The sequence below is a fragment of the Trinickia soli genome (assembly GCF_002879855.1).
Taxonomy (GTDB): Bacteria; Pseudomonadota; Gammaproteobacteria; order Burkholderiales; family Burkholderiaceae; genus Trinickia; species Trinickia soli.
This window is the reverse complement of the sequence record NZ_PNYB01000006.1, coordinates 66,947-87,477: the sequence shown is the minus strand read 5'-3', so window position 1 is coordinate 87,477 and position 20,531 is coordinate 66,947. Positions and strand designations below refer to the sequence as shown.

The window sequence follows — 20,531 nt, the reverse complement described above, 5'->3', positions numbered from 1 at the left end:
AGCGGCCGGTCGCCTCCTTGCAGGCCACACATGCCGCCAGGCCATGCAGCGGCGCGCGGGAGACGATCGTGCCCGAATGCGGCAGCCCGGCATTCGGCGCGCCGCCGTTAGCTGTCGCAACAAGCGAGCCACACCTTCTCATGACTGCTGCCGATCTGCTGAGTTCCAGTTACTCCTCTTTTGCCGCCCGGGCCGTCGCCGCTCGCCCCGGGCTTGCCGGGCGCATCGCCGCATGGGCCGAGGCGCCGATCACGCGCGCATGCATTGACGAGCGGTTGCGCGAGCTGATCGCAGAACAAGGCGGGTCGCGTGGCGAGGAAACCTTGCGTTGTGCGCTGCGCCGCTTGCGCACCGAGGTCTTTTGCGCGGTGATGGAACGGGATCTGGCGGGGCGTGCCGATGTCGCCGAAGTAACGGGCGCCATGACCGACCTCGCCGAAGCCGCGATTCAGTGCGCGCTCGACGTCCTGTCGGTCGAGCTGGAAGCGCTCTACGGCGCGCCGCGCGCAGCGGACGGCAATCGGCTTACGCTCGGCGTGGTCGGCATGGGCAAGTTGGGCGGTCGCGAGCTCAATGTGTCCTCCGACATCGATCTGATCTTCGTGTACGAAGACGACGGCGAGACCGAGGGCGGCACGCGCTCCGCCATCTCGACGCAGGAGTTCTTCAACCGGCTCGGCCGGCGTCTGATCGGTGCGCTGGCCGAGCAGACGGCCGATGGGTATGTGTTTCGCGTCGATATGCGGCTGCGACCGAATGGCGATTCGGGGCCGCTCGTCTGCAGCCTGGGGATGCTCGAGGAATATTTCTACGTGCAGGGTCGCGAATGGGAGCGCTACGCCTGGATCAAGGGGCGCCTCGTTTCGGAGCCGGACAGTGACGCGGCCCGACGGCTGGCGGAGCAGCTCGATGCGCTCGTCAAGCCGTTCGTCTATCGGCGGTACCTCGATTTCGGCGTGATCAGCGCCATCCGCGCGCTGCACGCGCAGATTCGCGAAGAAGCGCAGCGGCGCGCCACCATGCGGCCCGACAAGGCCGACGACATCAAGCTCGGCCGCGGCGGCATCCGCGAGATCGAATTCAGCGCGCAGGTCTTTCAACTGATCCGTGGCGGTCAGGATTCGGGCTTCCGCATTCGGCCTACGCTGGCGGTGCTGCGCCATGCCGCGGCGCGCGGCTTGATCGCACCCTCTGTATGCGCGGAGCTTTCGGACGCGTATCGCTTCTTGCGCGCGCTGGAACATCGTCTGCAATACCGCAACGACGCGCAGACACACGCGCTGCCCGTCGATGCCGAGGAGCGGGCACGGCTCGCCGCCTCGCTCGGCTTCGCCGACTACGCCGCCCTCGCTGCCGTGCTTGAAGGGCATCGGGAGCGCGTCGAGGCGCAGTTCGACCAGATCTTCGCCGACAAGGCGAGCGCGTCGCAGTCTGCCGCCGCTGCACGCGGCGGCGATGCGATGCGCGCGGGCGAACTCTGGAGCAGCGCACTCGAGGATGAAGCGCAGGACGAGGCCGTGATCGAGCGTGCCCGAGCGGCTGGCTTCGACGAGGCAAGCCAGGTTCATGCGCGCCTGAGCGCGGTGCGTCGCTCCACGCGCTATCAGCGGCTGCCCGAACGCAACCGCGATCGCTTCGACAAAATCGCGGCCCGCGCGCTCGACGCCGCCGCGGCGATGGAACCGTCGGACAAGCGCGCATCGACGCTCGCGCGCATGATCGATTTGCTTGAGGCGGTGAGCCGGCGCGGCGCCTATCTGGCGTTGCTCAACGAGTACCCGGCGGCGCTGGAGCGCGTGCTGGCGGTGCTCTCGGGCTCGCGCTGGGCGGCGGGCTATCTGATTCGACACCCGCAATTGCTCGACGAATTGCTCGACGACGAAGCGATCGGCAGTCCGTTCGATTGGCCTGCGTTCAAGACTTCCCTGCGGGCCCGCTTGACCGCCGCCGACGGCGTCGAGCAACAGATGGACTTGCTGCGCCATGCGCACCAGGCCGAAGTGTTTCGCATCCTGCTGATCGATCTGGCTGGCCGCCTGAGCGTGGAGCAGGTCAGCGACCGCTTGTCCGAGCTTGCCGATTCGGTGCTGGACGTGACGATCGAAGTCGTATGGGGGCAGCTGCCCAAGCGGCACTGCGAGATCCCGCGCTTTGCCGTCATCGCGTACGGCAAACTGGGCGGAAAGGAACTGGGCTACGCGTCCGATCTCGATCTGATCTTTCTATATGACGATGCGGACGATGCCGCGGCCGATATCTACTCGACATTCACGCGCCGGCTCATTACCTGGCTGACGACGGCGACCGGCGCGGGCACGCTGTTCGACATCGATCTACGGCTGCGCCCGAACGGGGAATCGGGCCTGCTTATCACCGATCTCGACGCATTCAGGCGCTATCAACTGCGCGAGGGCGATGCGGCCAACACCGCCTGGGTGTGGGAACACCAGGCGCTCACGCGGGCTCGTTTCTGTGCCGGCGACGCGCAAATCGGCCGCCAATTCGAGCAGATCCGCGAACGCGTGCTGAGGATGCCGCGCGAGGCCGGGCCGCTCGCAGCTGAAATCGTGGCCATGCGCGAACGCGTGGCGGCCGGCCATCCGAACCGAAGCGATTTGTTCGACGTCAAGCACGACCGCGGCGGTATGGTCGATATCGAGTTCATCGTCCAATACTGGGTGCTGCTGCATGCCGCGCGCGACCCCGAACTGATTCGCAATACCGGCAATATCGCCCTGTTGCGCGAGGTGGCGCGCTACGGCCTCATGAGTGCGGACGAAGCGGAAACGGTCGGCGCCGCCTATCGCACTTACCGCAAGCTGCAGCACCAATTGCGGCTCGACGGGATGGAGACGGCGCGCGTGCCGCACGAGCGCATCGAGCGCGAACGCGACGCCGTGCTGAAGCTATGGCAGCGCGTGTTCGGGTGACGGGGGCACGATCAAGCCGCGAGCATTTCCTTCGCGTGGCGGCGGGTCGTCGCGGTAATTTCCAGCCCGCCGAGCATCCGCGCGACTTCCTCGATGCGGCTCGCGTGATCGAGGGCGACCACGGTTGAAAGTGTCGCGCCGCCATGGTCGGCCGCCTTGACGACTTGAAAGTGATGATCGCCGCGCGCCGCCACTTGCGGCAGGTGCGTGACGCACAGCACTTGCCGGTCGCGCCCGAGCTGATGCAGCAAACGCCCGACGACCTCGGCCACCCCGCCGCCGATACCGGTATCGACTTCGTCGAAAATCAGCGTGGGGGTAGGGCTGGCCGTGCTTGCAATCACGGCCAGCGCCAGGCTGATCCGCGCGAGTTCGCCGCCCGACGCCACCTTCGCGAGTGGCCGTAGCGGTACGCCGGCGTGGCCGGCGACGCGAAACTCGATTTGTTCGAGCCCGTGCGCGCCGCCTTCCGCGACGGGAACGAGCGCGACCTCGAAGCTGCCGCCCGCCATCGACAATTCCTGCATACCGGTCGTGACCGCCGCGCCGAGCGCTTTCGCCGCCTTGGCCCGCGCTTTCGACAACTGCTTCGCTTCGGTCATATAGGCTTGCCGCGCCTTTTCGACGGCGGCTGTCAGCGCGTCGAGATCGGCTGCCGCGTCGAGTGCGGCCAATTGCGTCCGACGCGCTTCGTGCTCCTGCGGCAACGTTTCGGGCTGCAGGCGAAACTTGCGCGCGAGCGAATGCAGCGCATCGAGGCGCTGCTCGACCTGCGCGAGGCGATCGGGATCGAGTTCGAGACGCTGCGCATAGTGCGACAGCGAGTAGGCCCCCTCGCGCAGTTGGATCTCGGCGGGCTCGAGTGCGGCCAGCGCATCGCCGAGGGCGGGATCGATCTCGGCCAGATCGCGCAGCTTCGAGATGATCGAGCCGAGCAGCCCGATCATGGCGCCGTCCGCTTCCGACAGTGCATCGAGCGCGCCGCGCACGCCTTCGATCAGGTTCGCCGAGTGCGCAAGGCGCCGATGCTCGGCGCTGATTTCTTCCCACTCGCCGGGTTGCGGCGCGAGCTTGTCGAGCTCGGCGAGTTGCCAGGCAAGGCGCTCGCGCTCGAGTTGCAGCTCGCGGTCGCGCGTCGACGCGTGTTCGAGCGCCTGCGCCGCGTCCCGCCAGGCCCGGTGCGCCCGAGCGACGCCGCCCGCGATCGCTGTGAGCCCTGCGTGCGTGTCGAACAGCGCGCGCTGTGCATCGGGCCGCATCAGCAACTGGTGCGCGTGTTGCCCGTGGATGTCGACGAGCATTTCGCCGACCTCGCGCAGTTGCGCGAGCGTGGCCGGCGTGCCGTTGATGAAGGCGCGCGAGCGGCCGCTGGCATCGACGACGCGGCGCAGCAGCACACGGCCTTCATCGTCGAGGCCGGTGTGCTCGCCGCCGAGCGCGTGATCGTCGAGCCAGCGGGCAACATCGCCGCCGGCGTGAAATTCGGCCGTGAGGTCGGCGCGGGCGGCGCCCGTGCGCACGACGTCGGCATCCGCGCGGGCGCCGAGCGTCAGGGCGAGCGCATCGATGAGAATCGATTTGCCCGCGCCCGTTTCACCGGAGAACACGGTAAAGCCGCGGTCGAACTCGAGGTCGAGCGCGGCGACGATGACGAAGTCGCGTATCGAGAGATGGCGGAGCATGGGAATCGTGTTAGCGGCTTTATTGCGCGATGGGGCACAGCGCGGAAGCAGGTCGGCTACAAGGACTTGGCATTGTCGTCTTCCTCGTCGGACGGATGCTCGTTCCAATGGAGCTTTTGCCTGAGCGTCGCATAGTAGCTGTAGCCGACGGGATGAAGGAACGGCACGGTATGCCGCGAGCGGCGCACTTCGATCGTGTCGTTGAGCTCGAGCGCCGTGAACGACTGCATGTCGAAGTTCACGTTGACGTCGCGGCCGCCGATGATCTGGATGCCGACGTTGCAGTCGTCGGGCAGCACGATCGGGCGATTGGACAGCGCGTGCGGGGCGATCGGCACGAGGACGAGCCCCTGCAACTGCGGATGCAGGATCGGGCCCTGCGACGACAACGCATAGGCGGTCGAGCCCGTGGGGGTGGCGACGATAAGCCCGTCCGAGCGCTGGTTGTACATGAAACGGCCGTCGACCGACACGCGTAACTCCGCCATGCCCGAGAAGCCGCTGCGGTTGACGACGACGTCGTTGAACGCCAGCGCGTGATAGATCGGCTCGCCTTCGCGCACGATGCGCGCTTCGAGCAACGTGCGCTCCTCGCGTTCGAAGCTGCCGGCCAGCATTTGCGGCACGCGCTGGCTCATTTCGGACACGGGAATATCGGTGATGAAGCCCAGCCGCCCGAGATTGACCCCGATGAGCGGCGTTCGATAGGGCGCGAGCTGGCGGCCGATGCCGAGCATCGTGCCGTCGCCGCCGAGGACGACGGCCACGTCGGCGCGGGCGCCGATTTCGGCGGGCGTGAGCGTCGGATAGCGGTCTACGCCGATGTCGTTCGCCGTATCGACTTCGAACACGACGTCGAAGCCGCGCTTGGCGATACAGGCGGCGAGCGCCGTCAGCGGCTCGCCGATGCCTGGCGTATTGCTGCGCCCGACGAGCGCGACGGTCTTGAATTGGCTACCAATTTCCATGCCGGCATTACACCATAGCTGTGAGTCGAAAAGAACTTTCGTCGAAGCATGCGGGACGGGGACGGCGCGACGCTCGTCCCTCGACCGCGATTTGTCGCTAGAATGGTGTTGTCCCGATAAGACGCAGGCGGCCAGGCGTGCCCGCCGTCGGCGCAGCATCGCATGCGACCTGCTCATCTATGAGCCGGGTGCGCGGGCGAACGCTCGAGCGCGGTTGCGCGCTCGCCGGGGGTGCGCCGTTCGGCTAAAATTTTGCGTCATGTTAGAACCCCGCGCACAAACTCTCCTCAAAACGCTGATCGAGCGCTATATCGCCGAAGGCCAGCCGGTCGGCTCGCGCACGCTGTCGCGGTACTCGGGGCTCGAGCTGAGCCCCGCGACGATCCGCAACGTCATGTCGGATCTCGAAGAACTGGGGCTCGTCGCGAGCCCGCATACGTCGGCCGGCCGCATTCCGACGCCGCGCGGCTACCGCCTCTTCGTGGACACGATGCTGACGGTCGAGCCCGTGCAGGACGAACAGGCGGTCGAGCGCGTCGTGCGCAAAACGCTGAAGCCGGGGGAGCCGCAAAAGGTCGTCGCGGCTGCCGCGAGCGTGTTGTCGAATCTGTCGCAATTCGCGGGCGTGGTCATGACGCCGCGCCGCAGCCACGTTTTCAAGCAGATCGAATTCATGCGCCTGTCGGACAAGCGCATTTTGCTGATCATCGTGACGCCCGAAGGCGACGTGCAGAACCGCATGATGGCGACGCAGCGGGACTATTCGCCTTCGCAGCTCATTGAAGCCTCCAATTACATCAACGCGCATTTCGGCGGTCTTTCCTTCGACGAAGTGCGCCGGCGTCTGCGCGAGGAAATCGATCAATTGCGCGGCGACATGACCGCGCTCATGCACGCGGCCGTCACGGCCAGCACCGAAGAAAGCGACGACAGCGAGACCGTGCTGATTTCGGGCGAGCGCAATCTGCTTGAAGTGGCGGACCTCTCGTCCGACATGGCGCGCCTGCGCAAGCTTTTCGACGTATTCGATCAAAAGACGAGTCTCCTTCAATTGCTCGACGTATCGAGCCACGCGCAAGGCGTGCAGATCTTTATCGGCGGCGAATCGACGCTGGTGCCGATCGAGCAGATGAGTGTCGTGACGGCGCCCTACGAGGTGAACGGCAAGATCGTCGGCACGCTCGGCGTGATCGGGCCGACCCGCATGGCGTACAACCGTGTGATTCCGATCGTCGACATCACCGCGCGCCTGCTGTCCACGGCGCTCAGCCAGCAATAAAGAACAGACGAACCCGCCGCCTGGACCGCCGCGGCTTGGCGCAGAGGCCGTGGGCGGGCTCACCGATCGGGAGGGCGCGCCACATCGCGCTGTTTGCCACCATCCGCACATCGTGCGCTCCTTCGCGTGCGCTGACCATCGGCCGAACGGACGAGGCGACCGCATCCGGGTGCGCCGCTATAATGCCCTTCACGTTCAACTCAAGCCGTGCAGCCTCCTGGCCGCGCGTCGCCTTGCCCTCGGGCGCTTTCTATTGCACATGCGATTCGATCTCGAGTTGCCGTCTCAGCCCGCCACCTCGCATCGCGTCGCGGTGCTGCTGATCAACCTCGGCACGCCGGACGCGCCGACGCCGCGCGCCGTGCGTCGCTACCTCGCTCAGTTTCTGTCCGATCCGCGCGTCGTCGAAATTCCGGCGCTGCTCTGGCAGCCGCTGTTGCGCGGGCTGATCCTGCCGCTGCGAGGCCGCTCGTCGGCGAGAAAGTACGCGTCGGTCTGGATGCCCGAAGGCTCGCCGCTGCGCGTCTACACCGAGAAGCAGGTCGAGGCGCTGCGCCAGCTGCTGCATGCGAACGGCTACCCCATCCTCGTCGAGTACGCGATGCGTTACGGCACGCCCGGCATCGGCGCGATGCTGGGGCAGCTCAAACTGGCCGGTGCCGAGCGCGTGCTGTTGATGCCGATGTACCCGCAGTATTCGTCGTCCACGACCGCGACGGCCTTCGATGCCGCCTTCGCGGCGCTCGGGCGCATGCGTAATCAGCTCGAGGTGCGCACGGTGCGCCACTATGCCGATCATCCGGCCTATATCGCGGCGCTGACCGATCAGGTGCGGCGTTATTGGGCCGCGCACGGCCAACCTGATTTCGCGGCCGGCGACAAGCTCGTGCTGAGCTTTCACGGCGTACCGAAACGCACGCTCGATCTGGGCGATCCCTATCACGATCAATGCCGCACCACGGCCGCGCTGTTGATGGGGGCGCTCGGCCTCACCCCCACCGAGTGTCGCGTGACGTTCCAGTCGCGGTTCGGCCGTGCAGAATGGCTGCAGCCGTATACGGCCCCGACGTTGCGGGAACTCGGCGCAGCGGGCGTGCGCCGTGCCGATGTGTTCTGCCCCGGATTTACGGCCGATTGCCTCGAGACGATCGAAGAAATCGGCCTCGAAGTGCGCGACGAGTTTCTTCATGCCGGCGGGAAGGAATTTCATCGCATCGCCTGCCTGAACGCTTCTCAGGCGTGGATTGGCGCCCTCGGAGAGATCGTCGCGCAGCAGCTGCAAGGCTGGCCGGTCCAGGCGGGTGCGCCGCTGGGCGTCCCGGCATGAGAGATCTTGCGAGGTTCTGCGCGGGAAGCGTCCAAGGCGGGTGCCGGCCGGCGCGTGTCGGTCAGTGCGTGCCCGCAACGGGCCGCGCCGGGCGGGGCGGCCGTTGCCACGGGCGACGTTGTTACGATGAACGACGCGCAGGCAAGGTCATTGCGTGCTCGAATCCGCGGGCTTGAGCCCACCTGTTTTGCTGTTGATATTCGGATGAACTACAAGATTTCGACTGAACCCGACGCGCGCATGCGCATCGACAAGTGGCTTTGGGCGGCGCGTTTCTTCAAAACGCGCTCTCTGGCCGCGGACGCCCTCGAGAAGGGCCGCGTGCGCGTGGGCGGCGCCGCCGTGAAGCCGGCGAAAGACGTGCGCGTGGGCGATCTCGTCGTGGTCGAAATCGAGCGGGTCGTATGGGAAGTGCGCGTGTTGGGCGTTTGCGAAGTGCGCGGGCCGGCGAGCGTGGCGCACACACTGTACGCGGAAACGCCTGACAGCCAAACCAAGCGCGCGGCGGAGGCCGAGCGGCGCCGAACCTACCGCGAACCGGCGGCTGCGCTGCAGGGACGGCCGACCAAACGCGACCGTCGCATCATCGACAAGCTTTCAGGTGGGGATTGAACAGTGAGTCGATCGCGGCGTGCGCGCCGCCGTATTCCGTCGTGCAGTCGGTCAACGCGCCGGACAGGCAGATGGTGGTGGTGCCCGCGACGAGTACCAGCGCAACCACCGCGATTGCAAAGGTCAGTTTCACGGTACTCCCCTTCGGAGAAAGGCGATACGGACGCGAGCGCTTCGGATGGGCAATGCTGACGCGTCCCGCGTGGCCTTGGGGATTCAGCCTGACCCGGTCGCAAACCCGGACGCACAACGCATGAGAGAAGTTTAGGGCAAACCAGGATGGTGCTCAACGCTGTTTTCGGTCTGTCGCCGTAACCTCTGTTACCGTTCGTTTCGGATTCGCGCAAATGGTGCAAAAAGGAGGCGTCCCGGGCTTGAAATGCGTCCGAGCGTCCCCAACTGCCCCCGCGATGCGCGGTGGCACGAGTCTGGCGCGGTTGTATCCGGGCGACGGGCACCAGACCTTTCCGGCTGCCTCGGCCGGTACGACAAAGGGCGGATCGGCTACCGCTTCGACTTCACTTTTTGGACGAATTTTCAGCGACATGGAACCTACGCAAGACAATCCGGCCGGCCAACAACCGCAATCTCCCGAAGAGGCTGCTCTGGCATCGGCTGCCGAGAACGTCGCAGCGCATGCTGCCGCTGCGCCAGCCCAACCGGAAGCGCCCGCTGCAGCGGGCGACGCCGCGCTTGCCGAAGTGCAGGCGAAACTCGCCGATCTCAACGAGAACTTCCTGCGGGCCAAGGCCGAGACGGAAAACGTTCGTCGCCGCGCCGCCGAGGACGTGACCAAGGCGCGCAAGTTCGCGATCGAAAGCTTCGCCGAACACCTGCTGCCCGTGCTGGACAGCCTCGAAGCCGCGCTGGCCGATACCTCGGGCGATGTGGCGAAGCTGCGCGAGGGCGTCGAACTCACGCTGCGTCAGCTCTCGAGCGCGATGGAGAAAGGCCGCGTCGTGGCCGTCAATCCGGTCGGCGAAAAATTCGACCCGCACCGCCATCAGGCGATTTCGATGGTGCCTGCCGAGCAGGAGCCGAACACGGTCGTCTCCGTGCTGCAAAAGGGGTACGTGATCGCCGATCGCGTGCTTCGCCCTGCGCTCGTCACAGTCGCGCAGCCGAAGTAAGCGCACAGCGTATCCGCCCGAAGGAGCCACGATGAGCGTCGACGCCAGCGCATTTTCGGTTTTCGAGATGCAGGAGGTCAGCGCCGAAACGATCGACGAGGCGCTGGCGTCGGCCGGCGACGCATTGGCCGTTGTGTTCTTCTGGGGCGTGGATTGCTTCAACTGTGAGATCGCCAAGAAGGCGATGTTGGCGCAACCCGAGGCGATTCGCTCGCTCGGCCTCGCGTGGTTCCACGCGAACGTCTACGAGCACCGCGAGCTCGGGCGCCGTTTCGTGCTCCACGGCGTGCCGACCTGGTTCTTTTTTCACCGGGGGAAACGGCTGGGCCGCGCGACGGGCTGGCACGGTTTCGCGCAGTTCGCGGCGGCCGTCGATGCGGCGCGCGCGAAAGTCGCAGAAAAGCAATGACCGCATCGATCTTAGGGGCTTGAAATCGGTGCGGCGGCACTCATGTTGAGTGCAAGGTTTGAATTGAGCGGGTGGGCGCGGGAATGAAGCGCCGTCTCGTCTAAGCGATCAAAATCCAGGAGATTAGGAAAAATGGGCAAGATTATCGGTATCGACCTCGGCACCACGAATTCGTGCGTGGCGCTGATGGAAGGCAATCAGGTGAAAGTGATCGAAAACTCGGAGGGCGCACGCACGACCCCGTCGATCATCGCTTACATGGACGACAACGAAATTCTCGTTGGCGCGCCTGCCAAGCGTCAGTCCGTGACGAATCCGAGGAACACGTTGTTCGCGGTCAAGCGTCTGATCGGCCGCCGCTTCGAAGAGAAGGAAGTGCAAAAGGACATCGGCCTGATGCCCTACAAGATCGTCAAGGCCGACAATGGCGATGCCTGGGTCGAAGCCCATGACCAGAAGCTCGCGCCGCCGCAGATCTCGGCGGAAGTGCTGCGCAAGATGAAGAAGACGGCCGAAGACTACCTCGGCGAGCCGGTCACGGAAGCCGTGATCACGGTGCCGGCGTACTTCAACGACAGCCAGCGCCAAGCCACGAAGGATGCCGGTCGCATCGCGGGTCTCGAAGTCAAGCGGATCATCAACGAGCCGACGGCAGCCGCGCTCGCGTTCGGGCTGGACAAGGCTGAAAAGGGCGACCGCAAGATTGCCGTGTACGACCTGGGCGGCGGCACGTTCGACATCTCGATCATCGAGATTGCCGACGTGGACGGCGAAATGCAGTTCGAAGTGCTTTCGACCAACGGTGACACCTTCCTCGGTGGTGAAGACTTCGACCAGCGCATCATCGATTACATCATCGGCGAGTTCAAGAAAGAACAGGGCGTCGATCTGTCGAAGGACGTGCTCGCGCTGCAACGCCTGAAGGAAGCGGCCGAAAAGGCGAAGATCGAACTGTCGTCGAGCCAGCAGACCGAAATCAATCTGCCCTATATCACGGCCGACGCGTCGGGTCCGAAGCACTTGAACCTGAAGATCACGCGCGCCAAGCTCGAGGCGCTCGTCGAAGATCTGATAGCACGTACGGTCGAACCGTGCAAGATCGCGATCAAGGACGCAGGCGTGAAGGTCAGCGACATCGACGACGTGATCCTGGTCGGCGGCATGACGCGCATGCCGAAGGTGCAAGACACGGTCAAGGAATTCTTCGGCAAGGAGCCGCGCCGTGACGTGAACCCTGACGAAGCCGTGGCCGTTGGCGCAGCGATCCAGGGGCAGGTGCTCTCGGGCGACCGCAAGGACGTGCTGCTGCTCGACGTGACGCCGCTTTCGCTGGGCATCGAAACGCTCGGCGGCGTGATGACGAAGATGATCAACAAGAACACCACGATTCCGACGAAGCACGCGCAAGTGTATTCGACGGCGGACGACAACCAATCGGCCGTGACGATCAAGGTGTTCCAAGGCGAGCGCGAGATGGCCGCGGGCAACAAGCTGCTCGGCGAATTCAACCTCGAAGGGATTCCGCCGGCGCCGCGCGGTGTGCCGCAGATCGAAGTGACGTTCGATATCGACGCGAATGGCATCTTGCACGTCGGCGCGAAGGACAAGGCGACGGGCAAGGAAAACAAGATCACGATCAAGGCGAACTCGGGCCTGTCCGAAGCCGAGATCGAAAAGATGGTGAAGGATGCCGAGGCGAATGCCGAGGAAGATCACCGTCTGCGTGAACTGGCCGATGCGCGCAACCAGGGCGATGCGCTCGTGCATAGCACGAAGAAGTCGTTGACTGAGTACGGCGACAAGATCGATGCCGGCGAGAAGGAGAAGATCGAGTCGTCGCTGAAGGAACTCGAAGAGACGCTCAAGAGCGGCTCGGCCGATAAGGCCACGATCGAAGCGAAGATCGAAGCGGTTGCGACCGCGTCGCAGAAGCTCGGCGAAAAGATGTACGCCGACATGCAAGCGCAAGGCGCCGCGGGCGCGGCGGCCGGCGGTGCTTCGGCCGGCGGCGGTGCGGGCGCGAGCGCGGGCCAGGCTTCGAGCAAGCCCGAAGACGACGTCGTCGACGCCGAGTTCAAGGAAGTGAAGAAGGACTGACCGACGGCAGCAGCAGCGCGCCGTGAGGCGGCTGGCGCTTCTTTCTGGAATACAGAGGGGAAGCGCCGGCCGCACCAACGCCTGGCGGGCCTTCGGGTTCTCCGGGCACATTTGTTTTATGGAGGGCGGGGTGTCTGGCCGGACGACACGGCCTGGTGATGCCCGCCTAACGAGTCGCAAGACTCCACAGTATGCAAAAGGAGCGGTCGCGCCCAAAAGCGCGAGCCGGCGGTAATCGATGGCGAAACGGGATTACTACGACGTTCTGGGCGTTGCGAAGAACGCGAGCGACGACGAGATCAAGAAGGCGTATCGCAAGCTCGCGATGAAGTACCACCCCGACCGCAATCCAGACAACAAGAACTCGGAAGAGCATTTCAAAGAGGCGAAGGAAGCCTATGAAATGCTCTCGGATTCGCAAAAGCGTGCGGCCTACGACCAGTACGGCCATGCGGGCGTCGACCCGAATATGGCGGGTGCAGGCGCGCAAGGTTTCGGTGGCTTTGCCGATGCGTTCGGCGACATCTTCGGCGACATTTTCGGCCAGGCGGCCGGAGGCGCGGCCCGCGGTCGCGCGGGCCCGCAGGTTTATCGCGGCGCCGATTTGCGCTACAGCATGGAGATCACGCTGGAGCAGGCGGCCCATGGATGCGAGACACAGATTCGCGTGCCCAGTTGGGTGTCATGCGAGGTGTGTCGCGGCTCGGGCGCCAAGCCAGGCACGAAGCCCGAAACCTGCCCGACCTGTAACGGTTCGGGCGCGGTGCGCATGTCGCAGGGCTTCTTCAGCATTCAGCAGACGTGCCCGAAGTGCCATGGCACCGGCACCTACGTTCCCGATCCTTGCACGAACTGCCATGGCGCCGGCAAGGTGAAGGAGACGAAGACGCTCGAAGTCAAGATTCCGGCCGGGATCGACGACGGCATGCGTATTCGCTCATCGGGCAACGGCGAACCGGGCGTGAACGGCGGGCCGCCGGGCGACTTGTACGTCGAGATCCACATCAAGGCGCATACGGTGTTCGAGCGTGACGGCGACGATCTGCATTGCCAGATGCCGATTCCGTTTACGACGGCGGCGCTGGGCGGCGAGATCGAAGTGCCCACGCTTGCCGGTCGGGCCACGTTCACCGTGCCGGAAGGCACGCAATCGGGCAAGACGTTCCGGCTGCGCGGCAAGGGCATCAAGGGGCTGCGTTCGAGCGTGCCGGGCGATCTGTACGTCCACGTGCAAGTCGAGACACCCGTGAAGCTGACCGAGACGCAGCGCGACCTGCTCAAGCAGTTCGAGCGGTCGCTCGTCGAAGGCGGCCCGCGCCACAGCCCGCAAAGCAAAAGCTGGTTCGATCGCGTGAAAAGCTTCTTCGATTGAGCGATTTCGCCGATCGAGCGATCCATCCATTGAACGATCGGCTCAGCGGTGGCATGGCGCGGCTCGCGCAGCGCAGACGGATAAGTAGATGAAGGCAGAACAACGCGGCGCCGTTTTCGCGCTGCTCGACGATTGCGAGGCGAGCGCGGCCTCGGCCACGAGCCGTCTGTACACCGGGTTCGTCAGGGAGCACGTCTGCACCGATGCTTCGATGCTCGATGCTGTCTGCGCCGCGGCGCAGCAGGATATGCGTGCGGGCTTGCACGCGCTCGTGCTCGGCGATTACGAGTTCGGCCGCGATCTCGAATCCGGCAGGCGAGCCGGCGCTCACTTTCGGATCCAATCTCCGCGCGGCGATGCCTCGTTGCGCTTCCTGCTGTTCGAACGGTGCGACAAGTACGCTCGCGCACAAGTCGATGCGTGGTTGTCCGAGATCGATGGCGCGATGTGCGACGAGGGCTCGCACGACTACTGCGCACCGGCGGCACCCGCGGCACCGGCCGCGGCGACTGTGGTGAGTAAAGGCGGGGCGCTGCTGCAACCGTCTGTTGCCGGCGCCGCGAACGTCGTCGAAAGCGTCACGCCCGAAGCGTTCGCCGCTGCGATCGCCGCCGTGCATGACGCTTTACGGGCGGGCGAGTCTTACCAGATCAACTACACCTATCGTCTTGGATTCGACGCGTTCGGCTCTCCGGTCGGGCTCTATCGGCGGCTGCGCGCACGACAGCCCGTGCGCTACGGCGCGCTGATCGCATTGCCCGGCGACGAGTGGGTGCTCTCGTGCTCGCCGGAACTGTTCGTCGAGAAGACCGGCGAGCGCCTGCGCACACGACCGATGAAAGGGACGACCGCGCGGGGCGCTTCGCGCGAAGCCGATGCGCGTGCCGAGGCGTTCTTACGCAGCGACCCGAAGAACCGCGCCGAAAACCTGATGATCGTCGATCTGCTGCGCAACGATTTGTCGCGCATCGCTCGGACGGGCTCGGTTAGCGTGCCGGCGCTCTTTTCCGTCGAGCCGTATCCGTCGATCTGGGCGATGACTTCGACGATCGAAGCGGACGTGCGCGAGGGCGCATCGTTCGCGGATATTCTGCGCGCGCTATTTCCATGCGGATCGATCACGGGCGCGCCTAAGCATCGGACGATGCAGCTCATCGACGAAATAGAAACGACGCCGCGTGGGCTGTATACGGGGATGATCGGCTGGATCGATGCCCCGAGCGCTGCGCCGGTGGACGACGCAGGTTGCGGCGACTTCAGCCTGTCGGTTGCGATTCGCACGCTGACGCTCGACACGCCCGACGACGACGCGGGCGGCACGCGCCGCGGCACGATGGGCGTGGGCGGCGGCATCGTGCTCGACAGCGTGGCCGCCGACGAATATGCCGAATGCCGGCTCAAGGCGAAATTCCTGACGGGCGCAGACCCGGGCTTGCAGTTGTTCGAAACGATGCATGCGACGCGTGACGACGGCGTGCGCTATCTGGACCTGCATCTCGCACGCCTGCGCGGTAGCGCGGCCGCGCTCGACTTTTCCTTCGACGAAGCCGAGGTGCGCCAACGTCTCTCTGCCCATTGCGCAGGTTTGCCGGCTGGCGTGGCGCACCGGGTGAAGCTTGCGCTGAGCAAAAGCGGATACATCGACCTCACGGGCGGCCCGCTCGGCGAGCTCGCCCGTCTTACCGATGCGGAAAACGCGGCGTCCGAGTCAGCGGCGCCGGTCGGCGTGCTGCTCGCATTCGAACATGGTTTCGCCCCGATGCGCTCGCGCGACTTTCTGTTGCGGCATAAGACGACCGCGCGCGCCCGGTACGATCGCGCATGGCGGCTTGCCGAAGCCAAGGGCGGTTTCGATATGGTGTTCTTCAACGAGCGCGGAGAGTTGACCGAAGGCGGACGTTCGAACGTTTTCGTCAAGCTCGACGGGCGCTGGTACACGCCGCCGTTGTCGGCCGGGTTGCTGCCGGGCGTCATGCGTCGGGTGCTGCTCGACGATCCGGCCAGACAGGCCAGCGAGCGTACGCTGACGCACGCCGACCTGCTGGCGGCGGAAGCGCTCATCGTTTGCAATGCGTTGCGGGGTGCGTTGCCGGCGCGCATTATGCCAGCGACCGAATAGCCGCCGCGTGCCGGCTCGTTCTTCATGACGCTCGCCTGCTCGCCCCTATCCGTGCCCATTCACCGACCGTCGTCAGGGCAACGTCGCCCTCCGACGGTCGAAGCCAGGATGCTCAACGGCATCCTCCGGGCACATCGTTAAAAGACGTGCTCGGCTCCAGGGAACGTACCGTCTTTCACGGCCTTCACGTAGGCCTCGATGGCCGCGGCGATGCTCGGCGCGCCGGCCATGAAGTCCTTGACGAAGCGTGCCGGTTTGCCGGGGAAAATGCCGAGCATGTCGTGCAGCACGAGCACTTGGCCGGAGCAATCGACACCGGCACCGATGCCGATCGTCGGGATGCCGATGGCGTTCGTGACACTGCTCGCGACGGCCGCCGGCACGGCTTCCAGCACGAGCAACTGCGCGCCCGCGTCTTGCATCGCCCGGGCGTCGATGAGCAGCTGCGCCGCCCCTTGCTCGGTCTTGCCCTGCACCTTGAAACCGCCGAATGCATGCACCGATTGCGGCGTGAGCCCCAGATGGGCGCAGACGGGCACCGACCGTTCGACGAGAAAACGAACCGTGTCGGCCAGCCATTCGCCGCCTTCGAGCTTGACCATCTGTGCGCCGGCGCGCATCAGTTGCACCGAGCTGGCAAACGCGTCGGCCGGCGTCCCGTAGGTGCCGAACGGCAGATCGGCCACGATCAGCCCGCGCGGCTGCGCCCGGGCGACGCAGGCGGTGTGATAGGCGATATCGTCGAGCGTGACGGGCAGCGTCGTGCTCTGGCCTTGCAAGACGTTGCCTAGCGAATCGCCAATCAGCAGCACGTCCACGCCGCAGCGGTCGAGCAACGAAGCGAAGCTCGCGTCGTAACACGTCAGCATCGCGATCTTCTCGCCGGCTTCGCGCATCGCTTGCAGCTTCGGCACGGTGATCTTCGGCCGATTGGATTCCTGCAGGTAAGTCATCGGGAGTCTCGTATTCGGAAAGGAAAAATCAGCGCGAGCGCGCCGTGGGGCCGGATCTTACCCGGCTTTGACGAAGCTCGCCTTGCGTCCGCGCATCGTCTCGATATGGTCGAGCAACAGCGCGAAATCCGCATCCGATTCGAGCAGATTCAGGTGCTCGGTGTTGACGGTCAGCACGGGGCTGTCGTCGTAGTGATAGAAAAACTGGTCGTACGCGTCGCTCAGTTGGCGCAGGTACGCTTCCGAAATTCGGCCTTCCTCGGCGCGGGCGCGCTTTTCGATTCGCGCGAACAGGGTCGGCGCGCTGGCCTGCAAATGGATGACGAGATCGGGCACCGGCGCTGCCGCGGTATCGATATGCTCGGTGAGCGCCCGATAGAGCCGCCACTCGTCGTCGGGCAGCGTCAGACGAGCGAAGATGGCGTTCTTGCGAGCGATGAAATCGGTGATGACGGCCACACCCTGCGCGAGCCAGTCAGCCGTTTGACGGCCTTCTTCGGCGCGTTGCAGCGCAAATTGCAGTTCGGTGGCCAACGCGTAACGCGGCATGTCGCCGTAAAAGCGCGCGAGGAAGGGGTTCGCTTCGGGGCGCTCGAGTAGCGTGCGCATTGGCCAGCGCTCGGCGAGGCGCTGCGCGAGCGAGGTCTTGCCGACGCCGATCGGCCCTTCGATCGCGATGTAGCGGTGCGGGGCACGCAGATCGGGCGCGGTGACGGTCACGGGCGTGGAATTCATCGACATCAGGTCTTGTCGGCCTTCACTGCCGTCGAGGAGTGTGCCGCGGCGGCGACAGCGTCGCGGCCGCCTTCGGCGCTGCTCTGCGAGGCCGCGCCTGGCGCGGCGTCGGCCTTCGGACAGCAGCAGGTCTTCACTTTCTCGATGCGCTGGTGCGCCACGGCCGCCAGCAATGCGTCGGCGCGCCCGTGGCCCGGTATCGAAATGTCAGGATCGATCTCGACGAGCGGCACGAGCACGAAGGCGCGCTCGAACGCGCGCGGATGCGGAACGATGAGCTCGGGATCGTCGATGCGTGCGTCGCCGTAGAGGACGATGTCGAGATCGAGCGTGCGCGGCGCGTTGCGAAACGGACGCTCGCGGCCGAAGTGATGCTCGATTCGATGGCAAAGCGCCAACAGGGCCGATGCGCTCAGCGTCGTCTCGAGCTTCACGACGAGGTTGTAGTAATCGTCGCCGCCCGCGTCGATTGGCGCGGTGCGGTAAAGGCTCGACTTCGCGAGTACGGTGATGGCGTGCTGCTGGGCGAGGCAGACGACAGCATCCTTCAGGGATTGGCGAGCATCCCCGAGGTTTGCGCCTAGACCGAGATAAGCAACCGTCATGGCATGGCTTCCTACGACTTCACGACCTGGCATGCGCGACGCGCCGCCGCCGGTTCATTCCTCGTGCGAGGGCGGCGCCGGCTCTGCGCCGGCCGATTCCACCTCGCCGCTCTTGCGGCTGCGCCCACCACGGCGACGCCGCTTGCGCGGCGCGGCGCGTTCGCGGCCGCCTTGCGACAGCAACTCTTCGCGTTCGCCCGGACTGCCTTCGATGAAGGCGCCCCACCACGCGCCGATCGCGGGATCGAGTTCGCCCGATTCGCACCGTAACAGGAGGAAATCATAACCCGCTCTAAATCTTTGGTGTTCGATGAGCTTGAGCGGGGTGCGGCCGGAGCGCTTTTCGAGGCGCGCCTGAAGGCCCCAGATCTCGCGCATGTCGGCCGAAAAGCGTTTGTGGATCGCGAGCTTTTCGGTCTGCATGTCGAGCACGTCGTCCATCGCGTGATGGAGCGCCGGCACCGGATATTCGCCGTTCGCTTCGAACTGCTGCGCGCGTTGTTGAACGTCGTGCCACAGCAGCGTCGCAAACAGGAAGCCGGGCGAGACCGGTTTGCCGGCCCTGACGCGCGCATCGGTGCTGTTGAGCGCCAGCGTGATGAAAGATTCGCCATGCGGCTGCTCGAGCACGACGTCGAGCAACGGCAGCAGGCCGTGATGGAGGCCTTGCTTGCGCAGTTGCTTCAGGCAGGCGAGCGCGTGCCCCGACAGCAGCAGCTTGAGCATCTCGTCGAACAGGCGCGCCGCAGGCACGTTGTGGATCAGATCGGCAAGCGGCTGAATCGGGTCGCGCGTGGCATCGTCGATCTCGAAGCCGAGCTTGGCCGCGAAGCGCACGACGCGCAGCATCCGCACCGGATCTTCACGGTAGCGCGTGACGGGATCGCCGATCATGCGCAAGACGCGCGCACGCATATCGGCCATCCCGTTGTGATAGTCGAGCACCGTCTGCGTAGCCGGGTCGTAGTACATCGCGTTGATCGTGAAGTCGCGCCGCGTCGCGTCTTCGTGCTGCTCGCCCCAGACGTTGTCACGCAGCACGCGACCGCTCGCGTCGACGGCATGGGTGCGGCGATCGAGCTCGTCGCGGCGCAGCCGCCTGGCCGGCGCGGCGGCAGCCGGAGGCGCTTCCTTCGGCGCTTCCTTCGGCGCATCCATCAGCGCACGGAACGTCGAGACCTCGATGATCTCCTGCCCGAATTGCACATGCACGATCTGGAAGCGCCGGCCAATCAACCGTGCGCGGCGGAACAGGCGTTGCACTTCCTCCGGGGTCGCGTCGGTGGCGACGTCGAAATCCTTCGGGGCGATGCCGAGCAACAGATCGCGCACGGCGCCGCCGACGATGAACGCCCGATAGCCCGCCTGCTGCAACGTGTCCGTCACGCGCACGGCGTTGCGCGAAATCAGCGCGGGATCGATGCCGTGGATGTCGGACGACAGGATGACAGGGGCGTCGGGCCCGCTCGGGCCCGTGCGCTTGTCGGCCTGCGCTTTTTTGCGGCGCGGTTTGGCCGCTTCTTCGTCCGCAGCGGCATCGAGCCGGGCCGCTTCTTCGGCGAGCGAGTCGTCTTGGGCGGCCGGGTCCGTGTCTTGGCCGAACAGCTTGCGAATGAGTTTCTTGATCACGACGGTTGGAAGAGATCGAGGATGCGCCAGCCCTTTGCTTGTGCGTGTGCGCGTAGCGTGGCGTCGGGGTTGGTCGCGATCGGATCGGTGACTTTCTCGAGCAACGGAATATCGTTGTGCGAATCGCTGTAAAAGTAGCTGTGCTCGAAATCGGCCCAGCTTTTGCCGAGCGAGGCGAGCCACGACTCGACGCGCACGATCTTGCCCTCGCGATAGCTGGGGGTGCCCGTGCCGCGCCCCGTGAACGGCGAGTGGGGCTGGCCGTCGACAGTTTCGACTTCGCAGGCGATCAGCATGTCGACGCCGAATGCATCGGCGATCGGACGCGTGATGAACTCGTTCGTCGCCGTGACGATGCAGCACAGATCGCCTTTGTCTTGATGCTCGCGCACGAGTTCGAGCGCGACGGGCACGAGGGCCGGGCGGATGACTTCGTGCATGAACTGCTCGTGCCATGCGGCCAGTTCGGCGCGCGAACGGTGCGCGAGCGGCGAGAGGATCGTTTCCAGATACGCGTGGATGTCGAGCTGGCCACGCTTGTAGTCCGCATAGAAGCGATCGATGTCACGAAGATAGGTTTCGGAGTCGACGATGCCGAGCTTCACGATGAAGCGACCCCATTCGTGGTCGCTGTCGGTCGGGATGAGCGTGTGATCGAGGTCGAAGAGTGCGAGATTGGTCATG

General features: G+C 65.3%; 17 protein-coding genes. 9 read left to right on the top strand and 8 right to left on the bottom strand.

Annotation, left to right across the window (positions count from 1 at the left end; translation table 11 throughout):
* The first annotated feature begins 140 nt into the window (after positions 1-140).
* Positions 141-2,930 carry a bifunctional [glutamate--ammonia ligase]-adenylyl-L-tyrosine phosphorylase/[glutamate--ammonia-ligase] adenylyltransferase gene (glnE, locus tag C0Z19_RS08830; protein WP_102609438.1) on the top strand — a complete coding sequence of 930 codons (2,790 nt, stop codon included), beginning with the start codon at positions 141-143 and terminating at the stop codon, positions 2,928-2,930.
* Positions 2,931-2,941: 11 nt separating this feature from the next.
* Here the strand turns inward: glnE and recN are convergent, their stop codons facing one another.
* Together recN and C0Z19_RS08820 are read right to left on the bottom strand one after the other, a co-directional pair.
* Positions 2,942-4,612 (bottom strand): DNA repair protein RecN, encoded by a 1,671-nt coding sequence (gene recN / locus C0Z19_RS08825; protein ID WP_102609437.1) that lies wholly within the window; start codon positions 4,610-4,612, stop codon positions 2,942-2,944.
* A gap of 56 nt (positions 4,613-4,668) precedes the next feature.
* Positions 4,669-5,580 (bottom strand): NAD kinase, encoded by a 912-nt coding sequence (locus tag C0Z19_RS08820; protein ID WP_102609436.1) that lies wholly within the window; start codon positions 5,578-5,580, stop codon positions 4,669-4,671.
* Between the two features lie 259 nt (positions 5,581-5,839).
* Here C0Z19_RS08820 and hrcA point away from each other — a divergent pair, with 259 nt between their 5' ends.
* The 3 genes from hrcA (at position 5,840) to C0Z19_RS08805 (ending at position 8,798) form a co-directional block, all read left to right on the top strand.
* Positions 5,840-6,859 (top strand): heat-inducible transcriptional repressor HrcA, encoded by a 1,020-nt coding sequence (gene hrcA / locus C0Z19_RS08815; protein WP_233196066.1) that lies wholly within the window; start codon positions 5,840-5,842, stop codon positions 6,857-6,859.
* Between the two features lie 259 nt (positions 6,860-7,118).
* Positions 7,119-8,186, top strand: a complete 1,068-nt coding sequence (hemH, locus tag C0Z19_RS08810; protein WP_102609434.1) for a ferrochelatase — start codon at positions 7,119-7,121, stop codon at positions 8,184-8,186.
* A 204-nt stretch (positions 8,187-8,390) separates the two neighbouring features.
* A complete protein-coding gene (locus tag C0Z19_RS08805; RefSeq protein ID WP_102609433.1) occupies positions 8,391-8,798 on the top strand; it encodes an RNA-binding S4 domain-containing protein in 408 nt (135 codons plus the stop codon).
* Here the strand turns inward: C0Z19_RS08805 and C0Z19_RS28455 are convergent.
* Positions 8,770-8,931, bottom strand: a complete 162-nt coding sequence (locus C0Z19_RS28455) for a hypothetical protein (protein ID WP_175083930.1) — start codon at positions 8,929-8,931, stop codon at positions 8,770-8,772. The genes C0Z19_RS08805 and C0Z19_RS28455 overlap by 29 nt on opposite strands.
* 412 nt (positions 8,932-9,343) lie before the next feature.
* Here C0Z19_RS28455 and grpE point away from each other — a divergent pair, with 412 nt between their 5' ends.
* The 5 genes from grpE (at position 9,344) to pabB (ending at position 15,925) form a co-directional block, all read left to right on the top strand.
* A complete protein-coding gene (gene grpE, locus C0Z19_RS08800; RefSeq protein ID WP_102609432.1) occupies positions 9,344-9,928 on the top strand; it encodes a nucleotide exchange factor GrpE in 585 nt (194 codons plus the stop codon).
* Between the two features lie 31 nt (positions 9,929-9,959).
* Positions 9,960-10,337 carry a thioredoxin family protein gene (locus C0Z19_RS08795; RefSeq protein ID WP_102609431.1) on the top strand — a complete coding sequence of 126 codons (378 nt, stop codon included), beginning with the start codon at positions 9,960-9,962 and terminating at the stop codon, positions 10,335-10,337.
* A 132-nt stretch (positions 10,338-10,469) separates the two neighbouring features.
* A complete protein-coding gene (gene dnaK, locus C0Z19_RS08790) occupies positions 10,470-12,434 on the top strand; it encodes a molecular chaperone DnaK (RefSeq protein WP_102609430.1) in 1,965 nt (654 codons plus the stop codon).
* Between the two features lie 238 nt (positions 12,435-12,672).
* Positions 12,673-13,806: a molecular chaperone DnaJ gene (dnaJ, locus tag C0Z19_RS08785; protein WP_102609429.1), complete on the top strand. Its 1,134-nt coding sequence runs from the start codon at positions 12,673-12,675 to the stop codon at positions 13,804-13,806.
* Between the two features lie 88 nt (positions 13,807-13,894).
* Positions 13,895-15,925: an aminodeoxychorismate synthase component I gene (pabB, locus tag C0Z19_RS08780; RefSeq protein WP_102609428.1), complete on the top strand. Its 2,031-nt coding sequence runs from the start codon at positions 13,895-13,897 to the stop codon at positions 15,923-15,925.
* Between the two features lie 137 nt (positions 15,926-16,062).
* Here pabB and panB read toward each other — a convergent pair whose 3' ends face one another.
* The 5 genes from panB to C0Z19_RS08755 are packed head-to-tail and all read right to left on the bottom strand — an operon-like array spanning position 16,063 to position 20,530.
* Positions 16,063-16,878, bottom strand: coding sequence for a 3-methyl-2-oxobutanoate hydroxymethyltransferase (gene panB / locus C0Z19_RS08775; RefSeq protein ID WP_102609427.1), 816 nt, complete (start codon positions 16,876-16,878; stop codon positions 16,063-16,065).
* A gap of 57 nt (positions 16,879-16,935) precedes the next feature.
* The gene (locus C0Z19_RS08770; RefSeq protein WP_102609600.1) at positions 16,936-17,613 is read right to left on the bottom strand and encodes a deoxynucleoside kinase; all 678 of its coding nucleotides are present in this window, start codon (positions 17,611-17,613) and stop codon (positions 16,936-16,938) included.
* A gap of 5 nt (positions 17,614-17,618) precedes the next feature.
* Positions 17,619-18,218 carry a 2-amino-4-hydroxy-6-hydroxymethyldihydropteridine diphosphokinase gene (gene folK, locus C0Z19_RS08765; RefSeq protein ID WP_102609426.1) on the bottom strand — a complete coding sequence of 200 codons (600 nt, stop codon included), beginning with the start codon at positions 18,216-18,218 and terminating at the stop codon, positions 17,619-17,621.
* A gap of 54 nt (positions 18,219-18,272) precedes the next feature.
* On the bottom strand, positions 18,273-19,847 hold the full coding sequence (gene pcnB, locus C0Z19_RS08760; RefSeq protein WP_175083929.1) for a polynucleotide adenylyltransferase PcnB: 1,575 nt from the start codon (positions 19,845-19,847) through the stop codon (positions 18,273-18,275).
* The gene (locus tag C0Z19_RS08755) at positions 19,844-20,530 is read right to left on the bottom strand and encodes a histidinol-phosphatase (protein ID WP_102609425.1); all 687 of its coding nucleotides are present in this window, start codon (positions 20,528-20,530) and stop codon (positions 19,844-19,846) included. Before C0Z19_RS08755 ends, pcnB begins: the two co-directional genes overlap by 4 nt.
* Between the last annotated feature and the right edge of the window lies 1 nt (position 20,531).